Annotated in this window: 16 protein-coding genes; 8 read left to right on the plus strand and 8 right to left on the minus strand. The window is 51.4% G+C overall.

Annotated features, from left to right (window positions below; genetic code table 11):
- Positions 1 to 152: 152 nt before the first annotated feature.
- Complete coding sequence (gene fliE, locus U869_RS0120820; RefSeq protein ID WP_025121531.1) at positions 153 to 467, plus strand: flagellar hook-basal body complex protein FliE; 315 nt, start codon at positions 153 to 155, stop codon at positions 465 to 467.
- 89 nt (positions 468 to 556) lie between these two features.
- Here fliE and U869_RS32240 read toward each other — a convergent pair whose 3' ends face one another.
- The 5 genes from U869_RS32240 to fliD form a co-directional block, all read right to left on the minus strand.
- The gene (locus U869_RS32240; protein ID WP_157834748.1) at positions 557 to 703 is read right to left on the minus strand and encodes a hypothetical protein; all 147 of its coding nucleotides are present in this window, start codon (positions 701 to 703) and stop codon (positions 557 to 559) included.
- Between the two features lie 792 nt (positions 704 to 1495).
- Positions 1496 to 2350: an AraC family transcriptional regulator gene (locus U869_RS0120830; RefSeq protein WP_025121532.1), complete on the minus strand. Its 855-nt coding sequence runs from the start codon at positions 2348 to 2350 to the stop codon at positions 1496 to 1498.
- 313 nt (positions 2351 to 2663) lie between these two features.
- Positions 2664 to 3032, minus strand: coding sequence for a flagella biosynthesis regulatory protein FliT (gene fliT, locus U869_RS0120835; RefSeq protein ID WP_025121533.1), 369 nt, complete (start codon positions 3030 to 3032; stop codon positions 2664 to 2666).
- The gene (fliS, locus tag U869_RS0120840; RefSeq protein ID WP_024528884.1) at positions 3032 to 3442 is read right to left on the minus strand and encodes a flagellar export chaperone FliS; all 411 of its coding nucleotides are present in this window, start codon (positions 3440 to 3442) and stop codon (positions 3032 to 3034) included. The genes fliT and fliS overlap by 1 nt, the downstream gene beginning before the upstream one ends.
- 24 nt (positions 3443 to 3466) lie before the next feature.
- On the minus strand, positions 3467 to 4870 hold the full coding sequence (fliD, locus tag U869_RS0120845) for a flagellar filament capping protein FliD (RefSeq protein WP_025121534.1): 1404 nt from the start codon (positions 4868 to 4870) through the stop codon (positions 3467 to 3469).
- A 359-nt stretch (positions 4871 to 5229) separates the two neighbouring features.
- On the opposite strand from fliD, the gene U869_RS0120850 reads away from it, so the two are divergent.
- The 7 genes from U869_RS0120850 to tcyN all read left to right on the plus strand — a co-directional run bounded on the left by U869_RS0120850 (position 5230) and on the right by tcyN (position 11421).
- A complete protein-coding gene (locus U869_RS0120850; protein WP_025121535.1) occupies positions 5230 to 6498 on the plus strand; it encodes a FliC/FljB family flagellin in 1269 nt (422 codons plus the stop codon).
- 180 nt (positions 6499 to 6678) lie between these two features.
- A complete protein-coding gene (locus tag U869_RS0120855) occupies positions 6679 to 7401 on the plus strand; it encodes an RNA polymerase sigma factor FliA (RefSeq protein ID WP_025121536.1) in 723 nt (240 codons plus the stop codon).
- Between the two features lie 61 nt (positions 7402 to 7462).
- Entirely contained in the window at positions 7463 to 7972 is a 510-nt protein-coding gene (gene fliZ / locus U869_RS0120860; protein WP_025121537.1) for a flagella biosynthesis regulatory protein FliZ, read from the plus strand.
- A 125-nt stretch (positions 7973 to 8097) separates the two neighbouring features.
- Complete coding sequence (locus tag U869_RS0120865) at positions 8098 to 9084, plus strand: D-cysteine desulfhydrase (RefSeq protein WP_025121538.1); 987 nt, start codon at positions 8098 to 8100, stop codon at positions 9082 to 9084.
- 118 nt (positions 9085 to 9202) lie between these two features.
- On the plus strand, positions 9203 to 10003 hold the full coding sequence (gene tcyJ / locus U869_RS0120870) for a cystine ABC transporter substrate-binding protein (protein ID WP_025121539.1): 801 nt from the start codon (positions 9203 to 9205) through the stop codon (positions 10001 to 10003).
- Positions 10003 to 10665, plus strand: coding sequence for a cystine ABC transporter permease (tcyL, locus tag U869_RS0120875; protein ID WP_025121540.1), 663 nt, complete (start codon positions 10003 to 10005; stop codon positions 10663 to 10665). Before tcyJ ends, tcyL begins: the two co-directional genes overlap by 1 nt.
- A gap of 3 nt (positions 10666 to 10668) precedes the next feature.
- Positions 10669 to 11421 (plus strand): L-cystine ABC transporter ATP-binding protein TcyN, encoded by a 753-nt coding sequence (tcyN, locus tag U869_RS0120880; protein WP_025121541.1) that lies wholly within the window; start codon positions 10669 to 10671, stop codon positions 11419 to 11421.
- Between the two features lie 28 nt (positions 11422 to 11449).
- On the opposite strand, the gene U869_RS0120885 is transcribed toward tcyN, so the two are convergent.
- The 3 genes from U869_RS0120885 to U869_RS0120900 all read right to left on the minus strand — a co-directional run.
- Positions 11450 to 11863 carry a type II toxin-antitoxin system HicB family antitoxin gene (locus tag U869_RS0120885; RefSeq protein WP_025121542.1) on the minus strand — a complete coding sequence of 138 codons (414 nt, stop codon included), beginning with the start codon at positions 11861 to 11863 and terminating at the stop codon, positions 11450 to 11452.
- Positions 11864 to 11875: 12 nt separating this feature from the next.
- Positions 11876 to 12079 carry a type II toxin-antitoxin system HicA family toxin gene (locus U869_RS0120890; RefSeq protein ID WP_025121543.1) on the minus strand — a complete coding sequence of 68 codons (204 nt, stop codon included), beginning with the start codon at positions 12077 to 12079 and terminating at the stop codon, positions 11876 to 11878.
- 175 nt (positions 12080 to 12254) lie between these two features.
- Positions 12255 to 12738: nitronate monooxygenase family protein (locus tag U869_RS0120900; RefSeq protein ID WP_025123998.1), on the minus strand; the 484-nt coding region annotated here is incomplete at its 5' end.

Genomic DNA, 12738 nt, shown 5'->3' on the forward strand with positions numbered 1-12738 from the left:
TTTTGCAGTTAATTAGCCGCTTTAGTCGTAAAACGCTGTGGTAGGGTGTGCTACATCGGAATAATGCAGGCGAATTAATGCGCGGCTATCCCCGTCGTCTTTCAAGCCACAGCTTGAAATCCATAGGGTACGAATGAGGTGTTGAAGTCATTATGACTATTGAGGGTATTGCAGGGGTGGTGCAGCAGTTGCAGGCTACCGCGGTCCAGGCTGGGGCGCTGCGCCAAAACGATCCGCTACAGGGGGCCAGCTTCGCCAGTGAGCTAAAGGCGGCTCTCGGTAAGATTAGCGACACGCAACAAACCGCTCGCCAGCAGGCGCAGGATTTTGAACTGGGCGTTCCGGGTATCAGTTTAAATGATGTGATGGTCGATTTGCAGAAGTCTTCGGTTTCATTGCAGTTGGGTGTGCAGGTACGTAATAAACTGGTAGCGGCTTATCAGGATGTGATGAATATGGCCGTGTAGTAATAAGGTAGGGCGGCGAGCGGGTGCAACAATAACACGCTCTGCACAAACACCCTCCGCCCGGTACCTTTATCGACCGCTTTGAACGACTAATAAATCACTGCGATCCGGTGCTTTGTGCGTCGCCGATGTTTCTTCTTGGCGATACCAATCTTTTTACTATCAATAACTTCTGCGTGTTTCTTGAAGGCAAAAATGCACAAGGCAGTCAGCGACGCCACCAAATATTCCATCACAACGTCCTCCTTAAAATTGATAAAACAAACTAATATTTGTAGTTATTGTCCTAAAAGTCAATTGATGGGGGTAAAATTGGATATATCCTTGTGAAACAAAGGAATTATCTTACATTTTTGGGTGTGAAACTAATGAATGGTGCGGTTGTTATTTGATTAGAGAATGGATGTTGTTAGCGTTTAGCGGGGATAATTGTTAATAACTTAGATTAACCCTTTTAATGGGATAAACCACAGGGTTAGTTAAGCCAATAACTAGCGTGGTGCTGACCTTATAGTGTGAGGTGATACCACCAATATCAATCGAAAATAATATAATCCCTGGTATCGATGAAGAATGTATTAGGTGAAAATTTCGCCGCACTTGAGTCCAGCATCAGGTTGTGCACCCTTATCCGTTCAATGATAAACGGAGTGAGTCTCATTACAGTATCAGTGACATGCCAGGTAAGCTGTGACTTAAATAAATTCGGGGGTATCTAACTTGATAATATAATTCTTATTTTTTTTGGCCGTATATCGGAGTATGCTGGCGTAGCAGTAGATAAGAACGATGATACATTTATTTTGGCAAGGATGTTATTTTTTCACCGATGGAAATAATAGCGGTAATAGTCATTATGCAGGAACGATGATGAGTACTAAAAGTGAAGTGAGATGGCGTTTTTTCAGCATTGTCATGCTAGTTGTCTTGGCCGTATTGACCTATGTGTTAGTTAAGCTCAGCTGAAGTACGGGCCACTCTGGGTGGCCTTAGTCACATTCCCTGCTCGCCATTGCCATCAAGCGCACTTATTCTTCCACCGTATTGAGCCATGGGTAGGAAGGGGGTTGCACGGCGGTGGCTTGCATAATTCGCTGATGCCCACGAATAGCGGTAGGTGCGAAGCCGAAGCGTTTACGAAAGCGTTCGGCAAAACGGGAAGCGCTCTCATAGCCCACATATTGTGCAATGGCGGAAATTGGCCAGTCGGTGGCCTGCAGAAGAAACAGCGCACGGCTCATACGTACGTCGATCATCAGGCTGCGCAGGGCCGTATTTTCTGCCGACAGCTTACGCCGTAGCACCACCTCACTCATCATCAGATTTTCAGCCACTTCGGCGGCGGTCCAGATCCGGTGCGGATCGGTTGCCAGCAAGCGACGAACCTGCTGAGTCAGATCGTTGGTGTCCTGACGAGCAAAATGGACCCCAAAATGTGCCAGCCATAGCAGGATTTCACACATTTTATGGCGGATGACCGCCTGCGGAAAACGCTCGTGTAGCGTCATTGCCAGCGAGGCGGTTTCAAAACTGTGCAAAAACGGGCAGGGCAGCTTCGTCAGCGTAGTGACGCCGGTGAATGGAGTAGGCGCATTGGGTTGCGTATCAAACAGCAAGGGATCGCAAATCAGCAACTGGCAACTGAACACTCCGCTGTCTGAAAGGCTGTTAATCACATCGACAGTTAACCCACCGTCTACAATCAACAGCTCCCCAGCGTGAGCGACCACCTCCCGCTGCTGCCATCGTATACGTGTTTGCCCTTGCTGGATCAAAAACAGATGCGTGTGCTCAAAATAGAGCGCCAGAAATCGTAGTTCAGTGTGCTGAATGAGGTGTGCTGATGCACCGATCCCGGGACAAAGATTAATTAAGCGTTCCATCAATATTCATTTCATCGTTATTATCTACGAATATCTTTACGCTTTGCTGAGTGATGGAGCAACATCTTTTCGTCTGTTGCCGATCACAACTCGGTAATTTACTGGTCAAGAATCAGTTTCCTGTTGAACAGAAAACGTCCGTGTCGGGATAAGTGTTATCCATTAAGTCGGCAATAATGCCAGCGGTTTGCATTTTCATGCATTACCTGCCATGCGAATTATTCAAATGTCATGCGTTTATATTATGGTGCAACGGGATAATAATAGTGTTTTATCCTCTTAATCACCCAAGACAGACAAATAAACCTAAGATTTATCTTGGTTGTGGTTCACCAAGCAGTAAAGCGCGGTCGTGAAATTGACCGTAGGTACTGTTGACCACGCTTTGGCGCGTGGATTGTCCGATCAACACCGTCAATTCGTCCATGCGCAGTTGCATTAACCGCTTCAGTTCGGTTTCGTTGTTGAGAATTTGCTGCAATTTGTTGCGTAAAATCTCCTGCAACGCTGGAGATAACTCGGAGATAGTCACCAGTTTGGCGGTTTTTTCCACCGCCTGGACGTAGATGAGCTCCATTTCAATCAGCACATCCCACTGGCCACCCTGCGCCAGGGAGATCATTTGCTCGCTCAACGTCTGGATCTGTTGATAGGCCGATAGCAACTGTTGGTAGTGTTCCATTAGACGCCGTCCTGAACGGGTTGATAATTGGGCCCAATTTGACGCCAGGCGTCGGCAATGTTTTCCAGCAGCCCACTGACCTCATCAAGGGCCGCGACATCATTGTGCAGGTTGGCCTGCATCAGACGGCGTTTCATATAGTCGTATAAGGCAGCGAGATTATCGGCAATCTCGCCGCCTTGTTCGTGGTTGAGGCCATTTTTCAGCCCGTTATCAATAATATTAATCGCCTTCGAGATGGCTAAACCTTTGCCTGCGATATTGCCTTGGTTCATCAGGATGCGTGCACGAAGCAGGGCGCTGAGCGCCCCGTCGAATAGCATCACGATCAACTGGTGCGGGCTGGCTCCCATCACGCCACTTTCTACACTCACCTGGGCATAAGCCTGGGTGCCGCTGCGGTTGTACATGCTATTGTTACCTGGTTAACGCGCTTATTTCGACGCGAACTGTTGGGTTAAATAAGTGCTGGTACCATTCAATTTCGACATCATGGTATCCAACTGAACAAATTGCTGTTTGTAACGATCGATGGCGCTTTGAATGCTTTCGGTCACGCGAGTGATCTGGGTATTCAAACGGTCGAGGTTGGTATTGATACTCTTGGTCGAGTTCTCGATGACCCCACCGGCCTTGATATAGTTTTGGATCTCATTGTGGATTTCCGTCGCCATACCGGTCTCTTTGCCATCTCCGGCAAAGAATTTGGCCACTTGGTCCGGCTTTTCGTCCAGCGCCTTTTTCAACTTGTCGCTGTCCAATTCCAACTTGCCGGTTTTGGTATTAGTGGTAATGCCTAGATTACCCAGGCCTTTCAGGTCAGGGTTATCCTGCGCGGCGCTTAGTGCACTCTTGATAGAGGACTGAACGCCGCGCAGCGTGTTATCACCCAGCAATGCCCCATTTTTGGCGTTCTGCGCTTCACCCGACTTGACCGGAGTGTATTTGGTCAGGGAGTTGAAGGTATCCAGCAGCGAGTTGTAACTATCAACCCAAGCCTTGACCTTGTCCGCTGACCCGCCTTTATCGGCGGTAACCACCAGATTCTGCGGCTCGCCCGGTTTGGTGGTGGTTTTCAGATCCAGCGTGACCCCTTGTAGGGCATCGACGATCGAGTTGGTGCTGCGTTTAATGCTGGTGCCGTTAATGGTCACTTCAGCATCCTGGCCTTTGACCGTTTCTTTCATGCCGTTGCTGGTACCGGCGGCGTCGTAATTTAACATCGCCCCCAGCTTGTCATCATTATTGACCTGTACCTTGACCGTATTACTTTCACCGGTGGTGGAGGAACTGATGGCCAACTTATATTCGTTGTCGCCCACGCGCATGATGGTGGCATTCACCCCAGCCTTGGCACCGTTAATGGCATCGCGCATTTCCAGCAGCGAGGTTTGATCGTCGCCAAGCGGGATTTTGACTTCTTTGGGCGGATTGCCGGCGGTGATGGAGATCGAACGGTCGCTGGCACCGCTGGTTCCCAGTTGTTCAGCCTGATCCTTGATATCTGCCGTCGTCGTCAAGGTTTGCGGTTGTGCCAAGTGTAGCACCTCAACGCTGTAGTTTCCCGGGACCGACTTGGCTGTGGTGGTGACGCCAAACTGATCGTGTGTGCTGGTGGTGGTGTTGTTGAAAAACTCCGGCTTGGCCAGATCCTTGCTCAGGTTATCGAATTTTTCCAGCGAGCTTTTCAGCGTGCCGTAGGCGGTCAGCTTGGCGTTATAGCTGGTTTGCTGTGTGGTGTAAGGTGTCAGGCGCTGTTGCTCCGCCGCGCTCAGCTTATCCAGCAAGCCGTTAAGATCCAGCCCTGAGCCGATGCCTAATGAACTAATCGATGCCATTCGTCATTCTCCTATGATCAGAAACTTGATACCCGTCGTATTACCAGTCGCTTGCGAGCATCGGGGAATGAAGCCCTGCCGCCACCTGCAATCCATCGGGTATGTACGTTCTATGCGTTATCGGCTCAGTATCAGAAAAGTTTACGGATAAATAGAAAAAACGATGGGGTAGTAGAAGAGGGAAAAACAGCGTTATTCGCGCCATTGACGATAAATAAAAAAAACGGAAAAAAAATCTAAAGGTTGTTGGGGGAGCGCCGATACCTGATGGGACGGTGGTTGACGCCGTGGGCCAACAAGGCCCGAACCCTTTAATTGTGAATGCGAACGTCGCAACTGATTCGTAAGGAAAGCAAATTATGGCACAAGTAATTAATACCAACAGCCTGTCGCTGATGGCGCAGAACAACCTGAACAAATCTCAGTCTTCTCTGGGTACCGCAATCGAGCGTCTGTCTTCTGGTCTGCGTATCAACAGCGCGAAGGATGATGCTGCGGGTCAGGCGATCTCCAACCGTTTCACCGCTAACATCAAGGGCCTGACTCAGGCTTCTCGTAACGCCAACGACGGTATCTCTCTGGCGCAGACCACCGAAGGCGCACTGAACGAAGTTAACGACAACTTGCAGAACATCCGTCGTCTGACCGTGCAGTCTCAGAACGGTTCTAACTCTTCTAGCGACCTGCAGTCAATCCAGGACGAAATCTCCCAGCGTCTGAACGAAATCAACCGTATCTCAGAGCAGACTGATTTCAACGGTGTGAAAGTGCTGAGCGGTGACCAGAAGCTGACCATTCAGGTCGGTGCAAACGATGGTGAAACCATCGATATCGATCTGAAAAATATCAATGCTAAAACTTTAGGCCTGGACAAATTCAGCGTCGCTGATTCCATTGATCCTACTGCAGTAGGCACTGCAGCAGTGACATCAATCGACAAGATGGCTGCTCCGACTATTGCAGCCGATACCAGTGCTACTACACCTAAAACATCTACTGACGGTAAAGTATATAGCGATGGTACTGATTCTTACATCCAGACTGGTGCCAGTGAGTGGGTGAAAGGTGCTGTTAGCGGTACTGGTGAATTCACCTTCGATTCAAGTGTTGGTGCCAATGTTGTTACTACTAAACCAACTGGTTTGACAGAGCAGGCTCAAGTTAAAGTGGGCACCACTACGGTAAGTGGTCTGAGCGGTGGTGATGAACTGCGTTCTTACACTGATGCAGCAGGTAAAGCTGGCTATGTGGTTAAAGGCAAAGATGCTGATGGTAATGATGCCTTCTTCAAGGCCTCGCTGGATGCCTCAGGTAAAGTAACCAAAGGCGCGCAGCAGTCTACCGAACCTAAAACCACCGATCCACTGGCGGTATTGGACAAAGCACTGTCACAAGTTGACGGCCTGCGTTCTTCCCTGGGTGCGGTACAGAACCGTTTCGATTCTGTTATCAACAACCTGAACAGCACCGTGAACAACCTGTCTGCTTCCCAGTCTCGTATTCAGGATGCTGACTACGCGACCGAAGTGTCCAACATGAGCCGTGCCAATATTCTGCAACAGGCTGGCACCTCTGTATTGGCCCAGGCTAACCAGTCTACCCAGAACGTACTGACTCTGCTGCGTTAATCGATTCTCTCCGATTAGCCTGTCATTCAAACCCTGCTGCGGCAGGGTTTTTTGTCTTCTGGTGCCATCAGGGCGTTTACATGGCACAAATAAAGCCCGTTTTGTACGGCTGTTCAGACGATTGGTATTTCGCCTGCTGCGGATAATAGCGGTGACTCCGTAATCCGCAGGTTAGACATAGTGAGCGATCTGTATACCGCCGAAGGCGTCATGGACAAAAATTCTCTCTGGTTGCGCTACGTTCCGTTAGTGCGCCACGAGGCGTTACGCCTGCAGGTTCGGCTGCCCGCCAGCGTGGAGCTGGACGATCTGCTGCAAGCCGGGGGAATAGGGCTGTTAAACGCCGTTGAGCGTTACGATGCCCTGCAAGGAACGGCCTTCACGACCTATGCCGTGCAGCGTATTCGCGGTGCGATGCTTGACGAGTTGCGCAGCCGGGACTGGGTACCGCGCAGCGTGCGCCGTAATGCCCGGGAAGTGGCGCGCATGATGCAGCAGTTGGAACAGCGGCTTGGCCGCCCGGCCAGCGAAGTGGAGGTGGCGCAGGGGTTGGATGTATCGCTGGACGAATATCGCCAGATCCTGCTGGATACCAACAATAGCCAGCTATTTTCCTACGACGAATGGCAGGAAGAGCATGGCGACAGCGCCGAACCGGTGCTGGAAGGCCATGAAGCCGCCAATCCGCTGCATCAACTGCTGGAAGGTAATCTGCGCCAGCGGGTGATCGACGCCATCGAGGCGCTGCCGGAACGTGAAAAACTGGTGCTGACGTTGTATTACCAGGAAGAACTGAATCTGAAGGAAATTGGCGCAGTGCTCGATGTGGGTGAATCACGAGTCAGCCAGTTGCACAGCCAGGCGATTAAACGCCTGCGGGCACGGTTGGCCCAGGATACCTGAACCCTAAAGCCTGCCCTCAAAACCTACCTGATTATTGCCGCAATAAATGGACTGCAAAAATATGCCAGGAAAACAGTTGAAGAAACGGCCACTCAGCCGCTACCTGAAAGATTATAAACACAGCCAAACCCATTGTTCCCAGTGCGAGAAGCTGCTTGATCGCATGGCATTGGTGTTTCGTGGCAAGATCATCAATAAGGAGGCCATCGCCCGGATGGATCAGCCGATTGACGATCTGGTCTGGCAAAACGTGCAAAGCGAACTGACTGCGCTATGCCGGTTTTGCAGTGAAATTTCCTGTAATAGTCACCCCAGCTACTTCGACATCATGGCATTCAAACAGTATCTGTTTGAACAGACCGAGATGAACCACAGCACCATCCGCGAATATGTCGTGCGCCTGCGGCGATTGGATGAAATGCTGGTGGCACACAATTATCCTGCCGATCAGTTTGCCAGCGCGTTTAACCATCAGCGTATTATCGACGATCTGCCACCGGCTGCGAATGATAATTACCGCATCGCATTGCGTAAGTATGACCAATATTTAGCCTGGCAAAAGAGTTATTAAGCTAACGAGTCCGGCCGGTTGGCCGGATCTCCCCACTGGCTGCCCCACGAATAAAGAGTGATTATTCAGAGCACATCTGATAAATCTATCGTTCTGACGTCGTTATTTTTTCCCTGGGGGAAGTTGTGGATCTGCAACAGCAACTGGCGCAATTTCCGCGCCTGGATTTGGTTGGTTCTGTCACGCCGCTCGAAAAGTTATCCCGCCTTTCTGATTACCTTGGCCGCGAAATTTACATCAAACGTGACGATGTCACGCCGATGGCAATGGGCGGTAACAAGCTGAGAAAACTGGAGTTTTTAGCCGCCGATGCGGTGCGCCAAGGGGCCGATACGCTGGTTACCGCCGGTGCCATTCAATCTAACCACGTTCGCCAGACCGCTGCCGTGGCGGCCAAGCTTGGCTTGCAATGTGTGGCACTGCTGGAAAACCCGATTGATACCAAAGCGGAAAACTACCTCACTAACGGTAATCGCCTGCTGCTCGACTTGTTCAACGTTGAAGTGGTGATGTGCGATGCCTTGCACGATCCACAGGTACAGTTGGCCGATCTCGCCACCCGTTTGGAAGCCCAAGGTTTTCGTCCTTATGTGATCCCTATTGGCGGTTCCAACGCGCTCGGTTCACTGGGCTACGTACAGTGCGCGCTGGAAATTGCCGCGCAAAGCCGTGATATCACCTTCAGTTCGATCGTGGTGGCTTCCGGTAGCGCCGGGACCCATGCTGGCCTGGCGGTGGGGCTACAGCAACTGTTGCCGCAAAGCGAACTCATTGGCGTGACCGTTTCCCGCAAAGTGATCGACCAGTTACCGAAAGTAGAGCAGTTGCAAAAAGCGGTTGCCTGTTCGCTGGATATTGATGCATTGGCGCCAATCACCCTGTGGGATGACTATTTTGCACCACAGTACGGTATGCCGAATGACGAGGGGATGGCGGCGGTAAAACTGCTGGCACAACAGGAAGGTGTGCTGCTGGACCCGGTCTATACTGGTAAGGCGATGGCGGGGTTGATTGATGGTATCAGCCAGCAACGTTTTCGCGATCAAGGCCCGATCCTGTTTGTGCATACCGGTGGGGCACCGGCGCTGTTCGCCTATCACCCGCAGGTGTGATGCCGGGTCAGGCTGTTATTCCATTTAGAACTATATTTATTTTTTTATATTCCTTTATGAAATTATCATGACTGGTAAAGTCATGATATCAAAAAGATAAACAACAGATGGGGTGTCTATGATCTTTTCAAAATTGCGTCGTCAACTGCTGCTGGGTGTGATGGCCGTTGCGTTGACTACCGGGTTGAACGTGAAAACCTATGCGGCCGACAACCTGCTCGATCAGGTCAAGCAGCGCGGCACGCTGATCGTTGGGCTGGAGGGGACCTATCCGCCGTTCAGCTTCCAGGGTGAGGACGGCAAACTGACCGGCTTCGAGGTGGATTTCGCTAATGCACTGGCGGAACATCTGGGGGTGAAAGCCAAGCTCAATCCAACCAAATGGGATGGCATGCTGGCCTCGCTGGAGTCCAAGCGTATCGATGTGGTGATCAACCAGGTCACCATCTCTGACGAGCGCAAGAAAAAGTACGACTTCTCGACCCCGTACACCGTGTCCGGTATCCAGGCATTGGTGAAGAAAGGCAATGAGGGCATTATCAGCAAGGCCGACGATCTGAAGGGTAAAAAGGTCGGCGTTGGTCTGGGCACCAACTACGAACAGTGGTTGCGTGACAATGTGCAGGGTGTCGATGTGCGTACCTATGATGATGACCCAACCAAATATCAGGACCTGCGCGTAGGCCGCATCGATGCCATTCTGGTCGATCGTCTGGCGGCGTTGGATCTGGTGAAGAAAACCGGTGATACGCTGGCCGTCGCTGGCCCGGCATTCTCTCGTCAGGAAGCGGGTGTCGCGGTGCGTAAAAACAACCCGGAACTGCTGGCCGCTATCGATCAGGCCATTGCTCAAATGCAGCAAGACGGTACGTTAGCGAAGATCTCTGAAAAATGGTTTGGTGCGGACGTAACTAAATAATGCAAGAGAGTATTCAACTGGCGCTGGATTCAGCGCCATTTTTATTACGCGGTGCGCTGCTGACTCTCCAGCTTAGTCTGGGGGGCATGGCGCTCGGTTTGATCCTTGGGTTTCTGTTGGCGCTGATGCGCCTTTCGCCGTTATGGCCGGTTTCCTGGCTGTCCCGCATCTACGTTTCGCTGTTTCGTGGTACGCCGCTGATCGCCCAGCTGTTTATGATCTATTACGGCTTACCGCAGTTCGGCATCGAGCTGGATCCGTTCCCGGCGGCGCTGATTGGCCTGTCGTTAAATACCGCCGCGTATACGTCTGAAACGCTGCGTGCGGCCATTTCCTCGATCGATAAAGGGCAATGGGAAGCGGCGGCCAGTATCGGTATGACGCCCTGGCAGACCCTGCGCCGGGTGATCCTGCCGCAGGCGGCTCGTACCGCGCTGCCTCCGTTGGGCAACAGCTTTATCGGTCTGGTCAAGGATACCTCGCTGGCGGCGACCATTCAGGTGCCGGAGTTATTCCGTCAGGCGCAACTGATCACCTCACGGACGTTGGAAGTGTTCGCTATGTATCTGGCGGCATCGCTGATCTACTGGGTGATGGCCACCTTGCTTTCCGCATTGCAAAACCGCCTGGAAGCGCATGTTAACCGTCAGGATCAGGAGTAACCGATGAGCGCCATCGAAGTCAGACAGTTGGTTAAAAAGTTCAAAGGGCAGACCGTGTTGCACGGCATCGATCTTGAGGTGAATGCGGGTGAAGTGGTGGCGATTATTGGGCCTAGTGGTTCCGGTAAAACCACCTTGCTGCGCAGCATCAACCTGCTGGAGGTGCCGGACTCTGGCACCATCCGCGTCGGTGAGATCCTGATCGACAGCGCTCGCCCGCTGAGCAAACAGAAAAATCAGGTGCGTGCCCTGCGCCAACAGGTGGGCTTTGTGTTTCAGAGCTTTAACCTGTTTCCCCACCGTTCGGTGCTGGAGAACATCATTGAAGGGCCGGTGATCGTCAAAGGGGAGGCCAAGGCCAGCGCCGAAAAGCGCGCCCGTGTCCTATTGGAGAAAGTGGGATTAAGTGGCAAAGAACAGGCTTATCCTAAACGTTTGTCCGGCGGCCAGCAGCAGCGCGTAGCCATTGCCAGGGCATTAGCGATGCAGCCTGAAGTCATTCTGTTCGATGAGCCGACTTCGGCACTCGACCCAGAGTTGGTAGGTGAAGTGCTCAGCACCATTCGCGCTTTGGCAGAAGAAAAACGCACCATGGTGATTGTTACGCACGAGATGAGCTTTGCCCGCGACGTGGCCGAACGCGCCATTTTTATGGATCATGGCCGCATTGTTGAGCAGGGGCCCGCGAAGGAATTGTTCGCCAATCCGCAGCATCAGCGCACCAAGCAGTTTCTGGATAAGTTTCTTAATCAGTGATGTTGCCAGGGGGCTATGCCCCCTGAGCTTAACCCGCCTTTAGTAACTCATTGCGTGCTGCGGCGGCGAGAAATGCGCTGCGGCTGCCATAGCCTGGATGCTGTTGCACCAGCAAATCAATACGGTTCAGCAGCCTGTGGGGCAACGTGATATTGATACGTTCTGCCCGGCCATCAAACTTGTCCATATTGATATCCACCAGCAGCCACTGCCCACCGTTGAGGGCGTCGTTTCCCTGTGCTAAATGGAATGACACCGCCTGTGGACGCGGAATGGCCTGATTGTCTTCGCTTAATAATTCAAAATGCGCATCCAGGGCGTTTTTGGCATCCTGGAAGGTTTGGTCGAGGCTGTCTCCGGCAAAGTAGCAGCCGGGCACATCGGGAAAGAAGCCGCTGGCGCTACCATCGGGATCGGAATGAATATAAGCGGCATAAAACATAGCGTTACCTCGTTAATGCGAAAGGGTTTTGCCATCAGATAACCCGGCATCTTTCATGATCTGCCGTAGGGTGCCCAATTTCAGATCTTTAACAGGATGAGGCACGGTCACCACCAGCGGTGAGTCGGGATGTTTGAATTGATGGTGGCTGCCTTTGATCCGTTGCAAAACCCAACCCTGTTTTTCGAGTAATGTTATCAGCTCTGAACTTTTCACCTGTTCAATACTTATAATACACACCATACACATTAATTAGCAAGGAGATGAATACGGTAGCGGGTGATTTTTATGCAGACAATAAAAAACCCCGCATCAATGCAGGGTTTGCGAAGGGGGTCGTAATACAGCTTTTGGGTTGTACCTGGTGGTATAGGCTCCTCGACAGAATTTATTAATTAAAGGCAGAAGATAATTCGCAGACTACCTCCTTAACGCTGCTAATCTTGGTAATGCCGCCTGCTGCGCCAGATACCGTGATCACACCATATTGATGATCTCCGTCTAGCATACCCGTCTTGATGATACCAACCTCGCTCTCTCCGCGACCTGCGAGGATACTCTCGGTGGCGATGACGCGGATATCTCCCGCCGGGGTATTAATTTCGACCAACTCCTCAGACTGAATGTTAACAATCGCTTGCTTGGTATTGAGACTGGCGGGAGATTCAAACGTGGTAATAAAACGTGTGCCAACATAGATCCCGGCCGCTCCCATTGCCAAGGCCGCCTTTGCGGTTTTCAGGTTATAGATACCTCCAGCGGCAATCACTGGGATTTTGACCACATCGGTGACCTGGGGCAGTAAAACCAAGGTACTGATACGGTGTTCACTCAAGTGTCCTCCAGCCTCATGGCCGGTCAAGTATTCAATGTGT

The organism is Serratia sp. H1w (genome assembly GCF_000633355.1).
In the GTDB taxonomy this organism is placed as follows: domain Bacteria; phylum Pseudomonadota; class Gammaproteobacteria; order Enterobacterales; family Enterobacteriaceae; genus Chania.

Excerpts from the sequence above, each read along its gene's own strand:
- fliE (WP_025121531.1), top strand. The coding sequence starts at position 153 with ATGACTATTGAGGGTATTGCAGGGGTGGTGCAGCAGTTGCAGGCTACC.
- U869_RS0120830 (WP_025121532.1), bottom strand. The coding sequence starts at position 2,350 with ATGGAACGCTTAATTAATCTTTGTCCCGGGATCGGTGCATCAGCACAC.
- fliT (WP_025121533.1), bottom strand. The coding sequence starts at position 3,032 with ATGGAACACTACCAACAGTTGCTATCGGCCTATCAACAGATCCAGACG.
- fliS (WP_024528884.1), bottom strand. The coding sequence starts at position 3,442 with ATGTACAACCGCAGCGGCACCCAGGCTTATGCCCAGGTGAGTGTAGAA.
- fliD (WP_025121534.1), bottom strand. The coding sequence starts at position 4,870 with ATGGCATCGATTAGTTCATTAGGCATCGGCTCAGGGCTGGATCTTAAC.
- U869_RS0120850 (WP_025121535.1), top strand. The coding sequence starts at position 5,230 with ATGGCACAAGTAATTAATACCAACAGCCTGTCGCTGATGGCGCAGAAC.
- fliZ (WP_025121537.1), top strand. The coding sequence starts at position 7,463 with ATGCCAGGAAAACAGTTGAAGAAACGGCCACTCAGCCGCTACCTGAAA.
- tcyJ (WP_025121539.1), top strand. The coding sequence starts at position 9,203 with ATGATCTTTTCAAAATTGCGTCGTCAACTGCTGCTGGGTGTGATGGCC.
- tcyL (WP_025121540.1), top strand. The coding sequence starts at position 10,003 with ATGCAAGAGAGTATTCAACTGGCGCTGGATTCAGCGCCATTTTTATTA.
- tcyN (WP_025121541.1), top strand. The coding sequence starts at position 10,669 with ATGAGCGCCATCGAAGTCAGACAGTTGGTTAAAAAGTTCAAAGGGCAG.
- U869_RS0120885 (WP_025121542.1), bottom strand. The coding sequence starts at position 11,863 with ATGTTTTATGCCGCTTATATTCATTCCGATCCCGATGGTAGCGCCAGC.